Origin of the sequence: Streptomyces synnematoformans (assembly GCF_039531005.1) — a bacterium.
In the GTDB taxonomy this organism is placed as follows: Bacteria; Actinomycetota; Actinomycetes; order Streptomycetales; family Streptomycetaceae; genus Streptomyces; species Streptomyces synnematoformans.
The window spans coordinates 1-15166 of record NZ_BAAAPF010000037.1 but is presented as its reverse complement, the minus strand read 5'-3'; the positions used below and the strand labels follow the sequence as shown (position 1 = coordinate 15166).

Genomic DNA, 15166 nt, shown 5'->3' with positions numbered 1-15166 from the left:
ACGCCTATGGAATCATCCGACTCCGACGGCATTCCCCCCGTCTGGTTCACCGTTCCCGACGGGTTCCACCCCCTGCCCATCGCCGCCACCCCCGACGAACGCGCCGCCCTCGCCGACGGGTTCGTGCGGGAACTCTTCCCCAACGGGGACGACGCCCTGTGGGCCTCCTCCGCGCCGTACTACGCGCGGATGGGGGAGTTGGTGGGGAGTTGCGGGTTGGAGTACTCGGCTTTGGGGTTGTTCGCTCGGGATGAGGGTGGGGTCGCGCACTGTGCGTTCCACGTAGGGGCGGTGGAGAGCGGACACCCCTCTGTTGAGGCTGCCGCCACGGGGATCCGGGAGGTGCTCGTGCGGGACGAGACGAACGACGTGCGGTGGCTGGATCTGCCGTGCGGGCCGGCGGTGTCCTGCATCACGTTGCGGGAGTTCACCGTGCCCGCGGAGCTTGCCGCCGACGGGCAGGACACCAGGCTCCGTACCGGGCAGATCCAGGTCCACGTTCCGTTTCCCACCGGGCCGTACGTCGCCGTCTTCGCGCTCGATACCGCGGCCACCGACTACTGGGGCGAGTTCTGCGACATGACCGCCGCCGTCCTGCGGACCGTCAGTTTCGACCCGCCCCAGGAATAGGCCGCGTCAGCAGGTGTTCCGGCTGGAGTTGACGAGTTGGACGTTGCGCACCGTCAGGTTGTCGGCGCAGGGGCTCTCGTTGATGGCGGAGTTCGTCACCGTCAGGTTCTGCAGCGTGATGTCTCGGGAGTTCGCGAACTCCGAGCGGGCCGCGATGCGGATGTCCCCGGGGCCGGCGACCGTGCCGCTCTGGCCGGCGATGGTGACGTTGTAGCAGTTCTCCAGCAGGATCGCGTTGCTTCCCGTGTCGGCGATGTCGACGCGGTCGATGACCGCGCCGCCGCTCTCGGAGACGCAGAAGACGCCGCGTCCGCCGCCGCGGGCGATGACCTGGCCGACGTGGATGTTGGTCGGGTAGCTGCCGCCGACGCGGCCGTTGCGGTTGGCCATGCGGAAGGCGGCGTAGCCCGTGCCCGTGCCCGCGCCCACGGCGTCGACCGTGCCGATGGTGGCGTTGGTGGTCTCGTTGAGCAGCAGGCCCGAGTAGCCGGTGTTGCGGGCCGTGACCGTGCCGATGGTGAGGTTGTCCACGCCGTAGGTCTCGACGCCGTGGTTGCTCGTCCCGGAGACGTAGACGTTGTCGATCCGGATGTTCCGGCTGGGGACGCTGGTGTCGCCGCGGTTGTCGATGCGGATGCCGAGGCCGCCGGACAGGCGCATGTCGATCTCGCCGAGGCGGACGTCCGTGACGTTGCGCATGAAGATGCCGTACAGCGGGCTGCCGGTGACGTTCAGGTGCTGGACCTCGACGTTCGTCGTGCCGCGGGAGTAGACGGGCGCCCGGTCGCCGGAGCCGGAGCCGGTGACGTCGATGGTGCCGCAGACGTCGAGGGCGGTGTGGCTGGGGAGGGAGAGGCGGGCGTTGGCGCTCATCGTGCCGGAGCCGCGGACGACGACACGCTCCTTGGCCGTGCGGCCCGGGGTGAGGCTGCCGACGGCGGCGCTCATGGCGGACAGCATGTCGTCGCCGGTGTAGACGACCGAGCCGCCCCGGCGGGCGGTCCACGTGCTGCCGTTCTTCACCGCTTCCGCGTGGTACGAACCGTCGCCGCACGCCAGCGGCGGGGATGCCGGCTCCGGCGCCGGCGCCGGCGCGGACGACGGTGCGGACTCCTCGCCGTGGGCGGTGCCCTGGGCCGTCAGCGTGGCGGCCGCGGCGCCGAGGGCCGTCAGACAGGCGGCGGTGAGCGCGGCGGTGCGCCGGCGGCGCCCGGCGTGCCGGCGGCGAGCGTCGCGGCCGCGGGCGGGGTGGCGGGTGCTGGGCTTGTCGGGTGCCATGGTCGACCAACTCCGGGTGGTGGGGGGTGTGCGCCCTGCGCATGAGTTGGTTGCCGCCCGAGCCGGATCGGTTGCACACCCTCCGCGGAGGTGTCCGGGACGGGCTCGCCGGGCCCGGGTGTTCCGGGCCCGGCGGGGCCGCTCTCCTCAGGAGCCGATCAGGTTCTTCTCTTCCAGGTACTCCTTCGCCGCGTCCGCCGGCTTCATCCGTTCCGCGTCGACCTTGCGGTTCAGCTCGATCAGGTCCTCCGTCGTCAGCACCCGGGTGAGCTTGTCCAGCGTGGTCTCGATCTCCTTGTCGTCGGCCGCGTCGGCGTTGAGGACCGGGAGGATGTTGTCCGCGTTCTGCAGGCCCTTGTCGTCCTCCAGCAGCACCAGGCCGAAGTCGTCCAGGGTGGCGTCCGTGGTGGTCGTCAGGACCAGTTGGTTGGTGCCGTCCTGGACCGACTGCTTGGCCGCCGGGGTGCCGACGCCGAGGGGGTCGATCTTCGTGATGTCGATGTCGTACGTGTTCTCCAGGCCCGGCTCGCAGAACGGGCGCTCCGGGCACTCGTCGCCGGCCGCGAGGCGGATCGGGTCGCCGGTCTTGCCGAGGTCGGTGAGCGTCTTGAGGTTGTTCTCGTCGGCGAAGTCCTGGGAGACGGCGAAGGCGTTCTGGTCGACGGCGTCGCCGGCGGAGAGGATCTTCAGGCCGCGGGGCTCGGCGAGCTTCCGCAGTTCCGCAACGGTCTCGTCGACGTCGTTCGACGCGACGGGGTTCTTCTCCGGCGCCTTGGCACCGTTCTCCTTCGCGTTGAGGAACTCGGCGAGGGTGGCGGCGTACTCGGGGAAGACGTCGATGCTGCCCTTCTCCAGCTCCGGCTCGTACAGCTCGCGGTTCTCCAGCTTCTTTATCGTGACGTCGTAGCCGGCGTCCTTCAGCATGGCCGAGTACAGCTCGGCGGTGACCGTCGAGACCGTGAAACCGGCCTGGCCCACCACCAGAGACGACTTGTCGTCGTCCGGGGAGTCCGAGCCGCCCTTCTCCTCCAGGCTGTCGCCGCCGCAGGCCGCGAGCCCCGCGGTCAGGGCGGCCGCGGCCAGCACCGAGGCGGCGGCGCGGGCTCGAACGCGGTTGGTGATCAAGGGGTTCTCCATCCGTAGGGAGTCGGTATGCGTGGCAAGGCTTTGCGAACGGATATGAGGTTGCGTGCGATTCGGTTGGGCCGGGTCTGCGGAGGAGAATGCCGACGTCTTACGCGCACGCCCGCCGTCGCGTGCCGCGGCGCGGCCCGGCGCTGCGCGCGACGTGCCGCCGCACCCTACAGCGGCGCCGGCGCCGGCTTCTGCTCCCCCGCCGGTACGTTCGTCTCCTTCGCTCCCGGTGCCGGCGGCGTCCCCGGGCCGCCCGCCGGCGTACGGCGCCCGCGGCCGTGCCCGTCGGTGCGGCGGCCGCGCATCGGGTCGAGGAGGCGCTCGGCGATGACGAGCACGCCCTCCAGCACCAGGGCCAGCACCGCCACCAGGAAGGCGCCGGCCACCACCTGCGGGGTGTTGTACGTCCGGAAGCCGGCGGTGATGATGCGGCCGAGCCCGCCGCCGCCCGCGATGGCTGCCAGCGTGGCCGTCGCGACGACCTGCACCGTCGCCGACCGCAGGCCGGTCATCAGCAGCGGGTAGCCCAGCGGTAGCTCCACCCGGCCCAGCAGCTGCGGCCCGGACATGCCCATGCCCCGCGCCGCCTCCACCACGTCCCGGTCGGCCTCGCGGATGCCCACGTACGCGTTCGTCAGCAGCGGCGGCACCGCGAACAGCACCAGCGCGATGACCGTCGGCCAGTCCCCGTGCATCCGCAGCGGGGTGAGCAGGAGCAGCCCGAGCACCGCGAGCGTGGGCACGGCCCGGCCCGCGTTCGAGATGTTGATCGCGAGGGTGCCGCCCTTGCCGATGTGGCCCAGCCAGCACGCGACCGGCAGCGCGATGGCGCAGGCGATGGCCAGCGACATGCCCGTCAGGTACAGGTGCTCGCCCAGGCGCACGCCGATGCCGCCCGGCCCCGACCAGTTCGACCCCGTGGTCAGCCACGTCCACGCGTCCGCGATGGTGCCCATCAGGCCGCCGCCTCCTTCCGCGCCGCGGCCGCCCGGGTACGGAACCTGCCGACCCTGCCGAACCTGCCCCGGCTGTCGCCACCGCCGCCCCTGCCGCCCGTGCCGCCGCCGCGCTGCGCGCGCGCCCACGGCGTCAGCAGCCGCTGCAGACCCAGCAGCAGCAGGTCCGCCAGGACGGCGAGCAGCACGCACAGCACCGACGCCGTCAGCACCTGGGCCTTGAACAGGCTGCGCATGCCCTCGACGATGAGGTTGCCCAGGCCGCCGTAGCCCATGATTCCGCCGACCGTCGTCATCGCGATCGTCGACACCGTCGCTATCCGCAGCCCGGCCATGACGGCGGGCAGCGCGAGCGGCAGCTCGACGGTGAACAGCAGCCGCGTCTGCCCGTAGCCCATGCCGCGCGCCGCCTCCCGGGTGTCCGCCGGGACGGCGTCGAGCCCCGTCAGCAGGTTGCGGATGAGGATCGTCAGCGAATAGAGCACGAGGCCGGTGACGACGACGGACGCCGAGATGCCCATGAGCGGGACCAGCAGCGAGAACATGGCGAGCGACGGAATCGTGTACAGCACCGTCGTCAGGCCGAGCACCGGGCCCGTCAGCACCCGCCAGCGGCGGGCGACCAGCGCCAGCGGAAAGGAGACCAGCAGGCCGATCCCCACGGACGCCAGCGTGATCCAGACGTGCTGGACCGTGGCGTCGACGAGCTCGTCGCTGCGGCTGCGGACGTATTCACCGCAGATCCACTCGTTCGCTGCCAGGCAGCTGGAGGCCTTCACGCCACCGCTCCTTCCCGTAGGCAGCTCCATTAGACCCTCCGCCACCGACACCGGAGGCGGAGGCCGGGGCAGAATGAGGAAACATGATCCGATTCGAGCACGTGACCAAGCGGTACCCCGACGGGACCAACGCGGTGAACGACCTGTCGTTCGAGGCCGCCGAGGGCGAGCTGGTGACGCTGGTCGGTCCGTCCGGCTGCGGCAAGACGACCACGCTGAAGATGGTCAACCGGCTCATCGAGCCCACCGCCGGCCGCATCGAGGTCGACGGTGCGGACATCATGGCCGCCGACCCCGTCCAACTGCGCCGCCACATCGGCTACTGCATCCAGAACGTCGGTCTCTTCCCGCACAAGACCGTCCTCGACAACACCGCGACCGTGCCGCACCTGCTGGGCTGGCCGCGCGAGAAGCGGCTGAAGCGGGCGGCGGAGCTGCTGGACCTGGTCGGCCTCGACCCGGAAGAACACGGCCGCCGCTACCCCGACCGGCTCTCCGGCGGCCAGCGGCAGCGCGTCGGCGTGGCCCGGGCGCTGGCGGCGGACCCGCCGGTGCTGCTGATGGACGAGCCGTTCGGGGCGGTGGACCCGGTGGTGCGGGAGCACCTGCAGAACGAGTTCCTGAAGCTGCAGGCGCGGATGCGCAAGACCGTGCTCTTCGTCACGCACGACATCGAGGAGGCCGTGCGGCTCGGCGACCGCATCGCGGTCTTCGGGGACGGGAGGATCGAGCAGTTCGACTCGCCGGCGGCGGTCCTGGGCGCGCCCGCGACCCCGTACGTCGCCGACTTCGTCGGCGCGGACCGGGGGTTGAAGCGGCTGTCGGTGACGGAGATCGAGCGCGGCGACCTGGAGGAGCCGCCCGTGGTCCGGCTCGACGACGACGCGCGGAGCGCGGCCGCGGCGCTGCGGGACCGGGGCGCGCGGTGGGCGGTCGTGCTGGACGAGGACGGCGACCTGCACGGGTGGGTCGGGTCGGACGAGATCGCCAAGGGCGGCGCCGTGGCGGACTACGCGCGGCGGATGGACGCCTGGCTGCCGCTGGGCGCGAGCCTGAAGAGGGCGTTCGCGACGATGCTGCAGTACGACGCGGGGTGGATCGCGGTGGTGGACGACGAGGAGTCGGGGCACTTCGTCGGCGTCCTGACGCCGGCCAGCCTGCACGAGGCGCTGCGGCGGTCGATCGACGCGGACGCGCGGGCGGTGGCGCGGGCGGAGGTGGAGCTGGACTCCCTGCCGCAGGTGTGACCCACCGGAGCGGCTGTGCGGGGAGGGGGCGTACGGGCGCGGACACGGGTGCCGCCGCCACCGCCGCCGCATGTGCATGCGACGCGCGGGTGCGGACGGGTGGGCACGGGGGCGCTGTGCCGTGCCGGACGGCTGGGCGTACCGGACCGGACGCCGCCCGCGTACGCGCCGGGCCCGCGGCGTCAGGGGAGGACCGGCGCGATGCCCACGTGGTGGGCCAGCCACGTGAAGCCGCCGAGCCCCGCGGGGTCCAGCAGCTCGGCGGCCTGTCCGGCGGCGGCGAGCCGGCGCAGGTAGCCGGCGGGGTCGGTCGACGCCAGCGCCAGGGGCGGCCGGCTCCCGTCCAGCCCGAGCCCCCGCAGCGCCTCCCGCTGCGACAGCAGCACCGGCCGCCCGCCCCGCCCCTCCCGCTCCGGTGCGGCGGCCACCGCGTCCAGCGCCACATGCGCCGTCACGTCGCAGCTGCCGTCCGGGACCGGGGGCACCTCGCGCCCGTCGCGGAAGCCCGTCAGCGTGCCGTACGGGGGGCGGGCCGCGCGGGTGTGGGCGTAGTCCGCGGTCAGTGCCAGGCCGGCGGTCATCGTGGCGACCGCCGCCGACCACGCCGCGTCGCGCGGGGCGCCGATCTCCGCCCGGCCGCCCGGCGGTCCGCCGGCCAGCGGCCACCAGCGGCGCAGCCACTCCGCGTCGGCGCCGCCGACCTCCGCACCCAGCCGCTCCGAGCCGTCCGCCGCGACCTCCACGTACCGGGCGACGCCGCTCCCGTCCGTCTCCGCGACCTCCACCGGCACGTTGTCCAGCCACTCGTTCGCGAACAGCAGCCCGCGCACCCCCGCCGGCGACTCCGGCAGCCACGTGATCCGCTCGTCCAGCCCCGCGGGCCGCGGGCCGACCTCCACCGCGTACGCCCGCAGCCGCCCCGGTCCTTCGTATGCCGCCAGCACCCCCGTCAGCAGTTCCCCCCGCCCCGCCCCGACGTCCACCACGTCCAGCTCCGCCGGCCGCCCCAGCGCGAGCGCCACCCGCCGCACCAGCTCCGCCACCGCCGCCGCGAACAGCGGCGACACGTGCACCGACGTGCGGAAGTGCGCCCCCGCCCCGGCGCCGGGCCCGGGGCGGCGGTAGAAGCCCTCCGGCCCGTACAGCGCCCGCCGCGCGGCCTCCCGCCAGCGCAGCACCCCGCCCGCGCCCGCGCCCCGGACGCCCTCCGCGCCCGGTGCCGGCCCCTCGCTCCACCCGCTCGTCCCACCGTTCTCCACAGGCGCATCCTCCACCCTGTGGAGTAGATGCATCGGCCAGGGATCGCCCCGCGGACTGACTCCCGGCTACGCGCGCCTGCCTACGCTGGGTGACGTGCAACGTGTCTACGACTTCCTCCGCCGGCATCCGACACTGGTCGACAGCTTCTGGGCTGTCTGCCTCGTCGTGATGACCGCTGGCTGGCTGATCACCGTAGACGCGCCGAGCGACAACAACCCGAACGCCCCCGAGACCGACGTCGAGAAGACGATCGCGCTGGCCGTCGGCGTCGGCTTCGCCCTCGTCGTCGCGCTGCGCCGCCGCCACCCCGAGCGGATGCTGCTCGTCGCCGGCGCGCTCGGCCTCGCGCAGGTCGTGCTGGACTCGGCGCCGGGCCCGGCGAACTTCGCCATGCTCGTCGTCATCTTCACCGTCGCGGCCGGCGACGTGCCCTGGGCGTCGCGGCTGGCGCTCGTCGGCGCCGCCGTCGCGCCCGCGATCAACCAGGTGCGGTGGGAGAGCGGCAGCGGAAGCGTCCCCCAGCAGGTCGTCGAGTTCGCCTTTCTGACCGTCCCGTTCCTGCTCGCCTGGGTGCTCGGCGACTCGCTGCGCACCCGCCGCGCCTACTACGCGCAGCTGGAGGAACGGGCCGCCCGGCTGGAGCGGGAGCGGGAGACGCAGTCGCGGATCGCGGTCGCGGCGGAGCGCGCGCGGATAGCCCGCGAGCTGCACGACGTCGTGGCGCACAACGTGTCCGTCATGGTCGTGCAGGCCGACGGCGCCGCGTACGTGCTGGACAGCGCGCCGCAGCAGGCCAAGGAGGCGCTGACCACCATCTCCGGCACCGGCCGGCAGGCGCTGGCCGAGATGCGCCGGCTGCTCGGCGTGCTGCGCACCGGCGACCCGGGCGCGGGCGGCGAGTACGTGCCGCAGCCCGGCGTGGAGCAGCTGGCGGAGCTGGTCGAGCAGGTGCGCGGCGCGGGGCTCACCGTCGCGTTCGAGGTGGCGGGCTCGCCGCGGGAGCTGCCGAGCAGCATAGAGCTGGCGGCGTACCGCATCGTGCAGGAGGCCCTGACCAACACCCGCAAGCACGGCGGGCCGGAGGCGGGCGCCACGGTGCGGCTGACGTACGCGGACGGCGAGCTGGAGGTGCTGGTCGAGGACGACGGCCGCGGGTCGCTGCCGGAGCTGTACGAGGAGGGCGGCGCCGACGGCCAGGGCCACGGGCTCATCGGCATGCGCGAGCGCGTGGGCATGACCGGCGGCGAGCTGGACGCGGGGCCGCGGCCGGGCGGCGGCTTCCGGGTACGGGCGGTGCTGCCGCTGAAGACGGCCGCCTGACGGACTGCCCGGTGGGCGGCTTGCCGTCGGGCGCGGGACAGGGGGGCGACCCGGGGCGACCCGGGCCGCCCTGGCGAGAGAGAAGGTAGGACGCACGTGACGATCCGGGTCATGCTCGTGGACGACCAGGCGCTGCTGCGCACCGGCTTCCGGATGGTGCTGGCCGCCCAGCCCGACATGGACGTCGTCGCGGAGGCGGGGGACGGCGACGAGGCGCTGCAACTCCTCGACGTCACGAAGGTGGACGTCGTCCTGATGGACGTGCGCATGCCGCGCCTCGACGGCGTCGAGGCGACGCGGCGCATCTGCGCGGACAAGCCGGCGGAGACGCCGCCGAAGGTGCTGATCCTGACCACCTTCGACCTCGACGAGTACGCGTTCTCCGCGCTGCAGGCCGGGGCGTCGGGCTTCATGCTCAAGGACGTGCCGCCCGGTGACCTGCTGAGCGCCATCCGGGCCGTGCACAGCGGCGACGCGGTCGTCGCGCCGAGCACGACGCGGCGGCTGATCGACCGGTTCACCGCCGTGATGCCCGCGCCCGCGGGCGAGCGGGCGCACCCGGAGCTGAAGCGGCTGACGGACCGGGAGCGCGAGGTGTTGCTGCTGATCGCGCAGGGGCTGTCGAACGGGGAGATCGCGGAGCGGCTGGTGCTGTCGGAGGCGACGGTGAAGACGCATGTGGGGCGGATCCTCACGAAGCTGGAGCTGCGGGACAGGGTGCAGGCGGTGGTCCTGGCGTACGAGACGGGTCTGGTACGGGCCGGGAGCTGACGGCGGCGGGCCCTTCGGCGCGGGAGGTCCTCCGGCGCGGCGCGCGCCCCTCGGCTCGGCGCGCGGCGCTCAGCGCAGCAGGCCCTCCAGCAGCGACCCGCCCAGCCGGGCGACGTCCGGCAGCGACAGCTCGTACTGCACGTACCGCCCGCGGCGCCGCGTGACGACCAGCCCCGCCTTCTTCAGCACCGCCAGGTGCCGCGACACCTCCGGTGCCGTCAGCCGGTGCACGGCGGCCAGCTCGCCCGTCGTCGTCGGGGTCCGCGAGATCGTGCGGCACAGCCGCAGCCGCACCGGGTGGGCCAGCGCCTCCAGCCGCAGCTGCAGCGTCTCCAGCGCCGGGGCCCGGGGCAGGTCCGGCGACGGTACGGGGTACTGGACGACCGGCCGCCAGCCCGGCGCGTACACCACGAGCAGGTGCGGCCAGCCGAACGCCGTCGGGAGGAACGTCACGCTCTCCCGCGCGACGGCCCCGCCGCTGGTCAGCTTGTCGGCGACGATCCGCACCGAGCCGTCCGCGCCCTCGTCCAGCCGCAGCGCCCCGGACACGTCCGCCAGGGCGACCCGGAGGCCCTTGCGCCGCAGCAGGTCCGTCTTGTGCCGGGCGTCGGCGGCCAGGGAGTGCCGGACCCGCTCCCACGTGTCGTCGAAGAAGGCCTCCGCGCAGTCCTCGAACAGCCGGCGGAGCCAGACCCGCAGCCCGTCGGGGTCGGCGAGCATCCGCTCGGCGAACGCCGCCTGCCGCGGGCCGCGGGCGGCCGCGCGCTCGACGGTCAGGCGGCGGCTGACCGGGTCGGTGAGCGGGGACGGGTTGCCGTGCTGGTACGTCGGGTTGCAGACGATCTCGAACGCGGCGGTGACGAAGTCGTCGTCCGGTATCCCGTCGAGCGCGTCCAGCTCCTCGGCGAGGGTGGCGCCGGGCGCGGCGGGGAGCAGGATGTCGGCCCGCCCGGCGCTCCACAGGAACTCCGCCTCGCTCAGCCGGTCCGCGAGCCCGGGGTCGAGCGCGGCGGCGGTCGCCGTCGTCCAGCCCTCCGCCCCCGGGTGGTGCGCGGGTGAGGCGAGCGCGTGCAGCACGGCGCCCAGCTCGGCGAGCGGGGACGGCGCGAAGCCGATCCGCTCGGCGGCGAGGCCGGTGATGTCGAGGGTCACGCTCATGGACCCCATGGTCGGGTACGGCACTGACACCGCGGGAGCCCGTGGTCCCGTGTCCGCCGCCGCGCAGGTGGACGAAGCCCGCAACGGCGGGCCCGAACCCGGCCCCCGGTCAGCCGGACGGCACCGGGCCGGCGGCACCCGGGCCGGCGGCACCCGAGGCAGCGGCGCCCGGAGCAGCGGCACCCGCCCCCGCCACCCGCTCCACCAGCGCCGCCGCCTCCGCCGCCACGTCCGCCGCCGTCCACGCCAGCCCGGGTTCCGTCACCGTGACCTCGGTCACCGACAGCCCCGGCGGGTCGCCCGGCTCCGTCCACGTGCGGAACAGACACGTCCCCGTCTCCGCCGCCAGCGCCGTCCCCGCGTCCATCAGCGCCTCCGCCCCGTACGGCAGCCAGACCTGGAACTGGTGCGTGTGCGGCACCCGCGGATGCACCCGGAAGAACGGCACCCCCGCCGCCGCGAACCCCTCCCGCAGCCCTTCCGCGACCACGCGCGCGTGCACCACGTACGACGGCAGCCGCGGCAGCTCCCGCTGCAGCCCCTCCAGCGCGGCCAGCGCCGCCGGCCACTGCTGGAACAGCTGGCCGCCGTACCGGTGCCGCCAGGCCCGCGCCTCCTCGACGAACTCCGCAGGACCGGCCAGCGCCGCCCCGGACAACCCGCCCAGCGACTTGTAGAACGAGACGTACACGCTGTCCGCGAGCTCCGCGATCTCCGCCAGCCCGTGCCCGAAGTGCGTCGTGCACTCCCACAGCCGGGCGCCGTCGACGTGGACGACCGCCTCCCGCTCCCGCGCCGCCGCGACGACCTCCGCCAGCTCCTCCCACTCCGGCAGCACGAACCCCGGCTCGCGCATCGGCAGCTCCAGCATCAGCGTGCCGAAGGGCTCGCCCAGCGCCCGCACCTCCGCCGCCGTGGCGATCCGGGGCTCGCGCGTGGGGTGGACGGCGCGCAGTCCGGTGACGACCGCGTACGCCGCGCGCTCGTGCACCTCCAGATGGGCGAGCGGGTGCGAGGCGACGACGCGGCTGCCGGTGCGCTCCGCCCAGCAGCGCAGCGCGACCTGCTGCGCCATGGTGCCGGTGGGGAAGAACGCCGCGTCCGCGCAGCCGAGCAGCTCGGCGGTGCGCTGCTCCAGCTCGCCGACGATCCCGCCCGCGTAGACGTCGACCTGCTGGTCGAGGCCGACGCCGCCGGGCCGGGCGGTGGCGAGGCGGGCCAGGCGGGCGGAGATGGTGGGGAGGGAGGGCGTGAGGGTGCGCCCGGCGGCCGCCCACGTCGCGCGCCTACGGGTCATGAGGTCGTCCGCGTCCGTCATGGGCCCCGATCATGCCCGCCGCCGTCCCCGCGGCACAGCGGTTCACGCCCCGGCGGCCGGCCGCGCCCCGTCGTCCCTCCCGGGTCGTCCCGGGCCGCCCCTGGTCGTGCAACGTGCTCGGACACACACCGGGACCGCGCCGCGCCGCAAGTACCATGAACGGGTACGTCCGGTACCCGAAGCGGACTGGAACGGAAGGCGACGTGAACACCAGCCCCACCTCCGAGCCGCAGGAGAAGCCCGCCCGGCTCGCCGTCGGCGTGGTCGGCGCCGGCCGGGTCGGCCCGCCGCTCGCCGCCGCGCTCGCGCTGGCGGGCCACCGCCCCGTCGCTGTGCACGCCGTCTCCGACGGCGCCCGCCGGCGGGTGGACGACCTGCTGCCCGGCGAGCCCGTCACCGAGCCCGCCGAGGTGCTGGCCCGCGCCGACCTCGTGCTGCTGACCGTGCCGGACGACGTGCTGCCCGGCCTCGTCGAGGGCCTGGCGGGCACCGGCGCCGTACGCCCCGGGCAGCTGCTCGCGCACACCTCCGGCCGGTACGGGGCCGGGGTGCTGGAGCCCGCCACCCGCGCCGGCGGGCTGCCACTCGCGCTGCACCCCGCGATGACCTTCACCGGCACCGCCGTCGACGTGCAGCGGCTCGCCGGCTGCTCCTTCGGCGTCACCGCGCCGGGCGAGCTGCGTACGGCGGCGGAGGCGCTGGTCGTGGAGATGGGCGGGGAGCCGGAGTGGGTGGAGGAGTCGGCCCGGCCGCTGTACCACGCGGCGCTGGCCATCGGCGCCAACCACCTGGTCACGCTCGTCGCGCAGTCCATGGAGCTGCTGGCCAAGGCCGGCGTCGGCGCCCCCGACCGGATGCTGGGCCCGCTGCTGGGCGCCGCCCTCGACAACGCGCTGCGCAGCGGCGACGCCGCGCTCACCGGCCCGGTCGCGCGCGGCGACGCGGGCACCGTGGCGGCGCACATCGAGGAGCTGCGCGCGCACGCGCCGCAGGCCGTGCCCGCGTACGTCGCGATGGCCCGGGCGACGGCGGACCGCGCACTCGCGGGCGGGCTGCTCAAGCCGGAGCTGGCCGAGGACCTGCTCGGGGTCCTGGCCGACGGGAGACGCTGAGGACGGCGAGGATGACCGCTCTGCTCGTACACGAAGCCGCGCGCCTGCCGGAGCCGCCGGAGCCGCCGGGGGCGCACGCGCCACCGGGGGCGCCCGAGCGCCCGCGGCGCGCCGTCGTGATGACCATGGGCGCCCTCCACGGGGGCCACGCCGCGCTCGTCCGCGCCGCCCGCGCCGAAGTCGGCCCGCACGGCCAGGTCGTGGTCACCGTCTTCGTCAACCCGCTGCAGTTCGGCCCCGGCGAGGACCTCGACCGCTATCCCCGCACCCTCGACGCCGACGTCCTGCTCGCGGGCAAGGAGGGCGCGGACGTCGTCTTCGCGCCCGCCGCCGACGAGGTCTACCCGGGCGGCGAGCCGCAGGTGCGCGTCAGCGCCGGGCCGATGGGGGAGCGGCTGGAGGGCACGTTCCGGCCGGGGCACTTCGACGGCGTGCTGACCGTCGTCGCGAAGCTCCTGCACCTGACGCGGCCGGACGTGGCGCTCTACGGGCAGAAGGACGCCCAGCAACTCGCCCTGATCACGCGGATGGTGCGGGACCTCGACTTCCCGGTACGGATCGTGGGCGTGCCGACCGTGCGCGAACCGGACGGGCTCGCGCTGTCCAGCCGCAACGTGTACCTCTCCGCGCCGGAGCGCGAGACCGCGCTCGCGCTGTCGCGCGCGCTGTTCGCGGCGCGGGACCGGGCGGGCGCCGCGTCCGGCGGCCCGCGGGAGGCGCTGGCGGCGGCGGAGCCGGTGCTGCACGACGCCGGCCGGCTGCCGCCGCCGCTGGAGCTGGACTACGTCGCGCTGGTGGACCCGGCGGACTTCGCGCCGGTGCCGGACGGCCCGGCGGCAGCGGCGGACGACGGCGCCGCGCCCCCCGCCCCGTACCGCGGCGAGGCCGTCCTGGCGGTCGGCGCCAAGGTCGGCGCCACCCGCCTCATCGACAACATCCGCCTCACCTTCGGGAGCACTCCGTGACCGCGATACGGCTCACCGCCCCCGCCCCCGGCTGGGTGCTGGACACCGACGTCGTCGTGGTCGGCTCCGGCGTGGCCGGCCTCACCGCCGCGCTGCGCTGCGCGGAGGCGGGCCGCAGGGTCGCCGTCGTCACCAAGGCCAGCCTCGACGACGGCTCCACCCGCTGGGCCCAGGGCGGCATCGCCGCCGCCCTCGGCGACGGCGACAGCCCCGCGCAGCACCTCGCCGACACCCTCGTCGCCGGCGCCGGGCTGTGCGACGAGGACGCCGTGCGCACCCTCGTCACCGAGGGCCCCGCCGCCGTACGCCGCCTCATCGCCACCGGCGCCGCCTTCGACACCGACCCCGCCACCGGCGCCGTCGAGCTGACCCGCGAGGGCGGCCACCGGCGCCGCCGCATCGCCCACGCGGGCGGCGACGCGACCGGCGCGGAGGTCTCCCGCGCGCTGGTCGAGGCGGTGCGCGCGGCGGGCATCGAGACCGTGGAGCACGCGCTCGTACTCGATCTGCTCAAGGACGCGGCAGGGCGTGCCGCCGGCGTCACGCTGCACGTGATGGGCGAGGGCGCGCGCGACGGCGTGGGCGCCGTGCACGCCCCCGCGGTGGTGCTCGCCACCGGCGGCATGGGCCAGGTCTTCTCCGCGACCACCAACCCGGCGGTCTCCACCGGCGACGGCGTCGCGCTCGCGCTGCGCGCCGGGGCGGAGGTGTCGGACCTGGAGTTCGTGCAGTTCCACCCGACGGTGATGTTCCTGGGCACGGCCGCGCGGGGCCAGCAGCCGCTGGTCTCCGAGGCGGTACGGGGCGAGGGCGCCCACCTCGTCGACGCGGACGGCGTGCGGTTCATGGTGGGGCGGCACGAGATGGCGGAGCTGGCGCCGCGCGACATCGTGGCGAAGGGCATCATGCAGCGCATGCGCGAGCGCGGCGCCGACCACATGTACCTCGACGGGCGGCACTTCGGCGCGGAGATGTGGAAGCAGCGCTTCCCCACGATCTTCGCGGCCTGCCGCGCCCACGGCTTCGACCCGGTCCACGACCTCGTCCCCGTCGCCCCCGCGGCCCACTACGCCTCCGGCGGCGTCGTCACGGACCCGCGCGGGCGGACGGGCGTCCCGGGGCTGTACGCCTGCGGCGAGGTGGCCTGCACGGGGGTGCACGGGGCGAACCGGCTGGCGTCCAACTCGCTGCTGGAGGGCCTGGTCTTCGCCGAGCGCATCGCCGCGGACATCGCCGCG

The 15166-nt window shown here is 75.0% G+C and carries 14 protein-coding genes; 7 read left to right on the top strand and 7 right to left on the bottom strand.

Going from position 1 to position 15166, the window contains the following annotated elements; genetic code table 11:
- Positions 1–6: 6 nt before the first annotated feature.
- Positions 7–630: a hypothetical protein gene (locus tag ABD317_RS09395; protein WP_344289336.1), complete on the top strand. Its 624-nt coding sequence runs from the start codon at positions 7–9 to the stop codon at positions 628–630.
- Between the two features lie 6 nt (positions 631–636).
- Here the strand turns inward: ABD317_RS09395 and ABD317_RS09390 are convergent, their stop codons facing one another.
- The 4 genes from ABD317_RS09390 to ABD317_RS09375 all read right to left on the bottom strand — a co-directional run bounded on the left by ABD317_RS09390 (position 637) and on the right by ABD317_RS09375 (position 4777).
- Entirely contained in the window at positions 637–1908 is a 1272-nt protein-coding gene (locus ABD317_RS09390) for a right-handed parallel beta-helix repeat-containing protein (RefSeq protein WP_344289335.1), read from the bottom strand.
- 147 nt (positions 1909–2055) lie between these two features.
- Entirely contained in the window at positions 2056–2994 is a 939-nt protein-coding gene (locus tag ABD317_RS09385) for an ABC transporter substrate-binding protein (protein ID WP_344289352.1), read from the bottom strand.
- A gap of 215 nt (positions 2995–3209) precedes the next feature.
- Complete coding sequence (locus ABD317_RS09380) at positions 3210–3998, bottom strand: ABC transporter permease (RefSeq protein ID WP_344289334.1); 789 nt, start codon at positions 3996–3998, stop codon at positions 3210–3212.
- Positions 3998–4777: an ABC transporter permease gene (locus tag ABD317_RS09375; protein WP_344289333.1), complete on the bottom strand. Its 780-nt coding sequence runs from the start codon at positions 4775–4777 to the stop codon at positions 3998–4000. The genes ABD317_RS09380 and ABD317_RS09375 overlap by 1 nt, the downstream gene beginning before the upstream one ends.
- Positions 4778–4860: 83 nt before the next feature.
- Here ABD317_RS09375 and ABD317_RS09370 point away from each other — a divergent pair, with 83 nt between their 5' ends.
- Positions 4861–6024 carry an ABC transporter ATP-binding protein gene (locus ABD317_RS09370; RefSeq protein ID WP_344289332.1) on the top strand — a complete coding sequence of 388 codons (1164 nt, stop codon included), beginning with the start codon at positions 4861–4863 and terminating at the stop codon, positions 6022–6024.
- Positions 6025–6206: 182 nt separating this feature from the next.
- Here ABD317_RS09370 and ABD317_RS09365 read toward each other — a convergent pair whose 3' ends face one another.
- Positions 6207–7283, bottom strand: coding sequence for an SAM-dependent methyltransferase (locus tag ABD317_RS09365; RefSeq protein WP_425582318.1), 1077 nt, complete (start codon positions 7281–7283; stop codon positions 6207–6209).
- 94 nt (positions 7284–7377) lie between these two features.
- Between ABD317_RS09365 and ABD317_RS09360 the strand changes: the two genes are divergently transcribed.
- Both ABD317_RS09360 and ABD317_RS09355 read left to right on the top strand, forming a co-directional pair.
- Entirely contained in the window at positions 7378–8604 is a 1227-nt protein-coding gene (locus tag ABD317_RS09360) for a sensor histidine kinase (RefSeq protein WP_344289331.1), read from the top strand.
- 96 nt (positions 8605–8700) lie between these two features.
- Positions 8701–9375: a response regulator gene (locus tag ABD317_RS09355; RefSeq protein ID WP_027754225.1), complete on the top strand. Its 675-nt coding sequence runs from the start codon at positions 8701–8703 to the stop codon at positions 9373–9375.
- Between the two features lie 69 nt (positions 9376–9444).
- Here ABD317_RS09355 and ABD317_RS09350 read toward each other — a convergent pair whose 3' ends face one another.
- Together ABD317_RS09350 and ABD317_RS09345 are read right to left on the bottom strand one after the other, a co-directional pair.
- On the bottom strand, positions 9445–10533 hold the full coding sequence (locus ABD317_RS09350; protein ID WP_027754224.1) for a DUF5937 family protein: 1089 nt from the start codon (positions 10531–10533) through the stop codon (positions 9445–9447).
- Between the two features lie 109 nt (positions 10534–10642).
- On the bottom strand, positions 10643–11851 hold the full coding sequence (locus ABD317_RS09345; protein WP_344289329.1) for a threonine aldolase family protein: 1209 nt from the start codon (positions 11849–11851) through the stop codon (positions 10643–10645).
- Positions 11852–12054: 203 nt separating this feature from the next.
- Between ABD317_RS09345 and ABD317_RS09340 the strand changes: the two genes are divergently transcribed.
- The 3 genes from ABD317_RS09340 to ABD317_RS09330 form a co-directional block, all read left to right on the top strand.
- Positions 12055–12963 (top strand): Rossmann-like and DUF2520 domain-containing protein, encoded by a 909-nt coding sequence (locus ABD317_RS09340; RefSeq protein ID WP_344289328.1) that lies wholly within the window; start codon positions 12055–12057, stop codon positions 12961–12963.
- Between the two features lie 11 nt (positions 12964–12974).
- Positions 12975–13928: a pantoate--beta-alanine ligase gene (panC, locus tag ABD317_RS09335; protein WP_344289327.1), complete on the top strand. Its 954-nt coding sequence runs from the start codon at positions 12975–12977 to the stop codon at positions 13926–13928.
- Positions 13925–15166 (top strand): L-aspartate oxidase (locus ABD317_RS09330; protein WP_344289326.1); only part of this gene is annotated, 1242 nt, incomplete at its 3' end. The genes panC and ABD317_RS09330, both read left to right, overlap by 4 nt.

What these genes read in the sequence shown, in the direction of transcription:
- ABD317_RS09350 (WP_027754224.1), bottom strand. Translation starts at nt 10,533, where the DNA reads ATGAGCGTGACCCTCGACATCACCGGCCTCGCCGCCGAGCGGATCGGC.
- ABD317_RS09345 (WP_344289329.1), bottom strand. Translation starts at nt 11,851, where the DNA reads ATGACGGACGCGGACGACCTCATGACCCGTAGGCGCGCGACGTGGGCG.
- ABD317_RS09395 (WP_344289336.1), top strand. Translation starts at nt 7, where the DNA reads ATGGAATCATCCGACTCCGACGGCATTCCCCCCGTCTGGTTCACCGTT.
- panC (WP_344289327.1), top strand. Translation starts at nt 12,975, where the DNA reads ATGACCGCTCTGCTCGTACACGAAGCCGCGCGCCTGCCGGAGCCGCCG.
- ABD317_RS09380 (WP_344289334.1), bottom strand. Translation starts at nt 3,998, where the DNA reads ATGGGCACCATCGCGGACGCGTGGACGTGGCTGACCACGGGGTCGAAC.
- ABD317_RS09370 (WP_344289332.1), top strand. Translation starts at nt 4,861, where the DNA reads ATGATCCGATTCGAGCACGTGACCAAGCGGTACCCCGACGGGACCAAC.
- ABD317_RS09390 (WP_344289335.1), bottom strand. Translation starts at nt 1,908, where the DNA reads ATGGCACCCGACAAGCCCAGCACCCGCCACCCCGCCCGCGGCCGCGAC.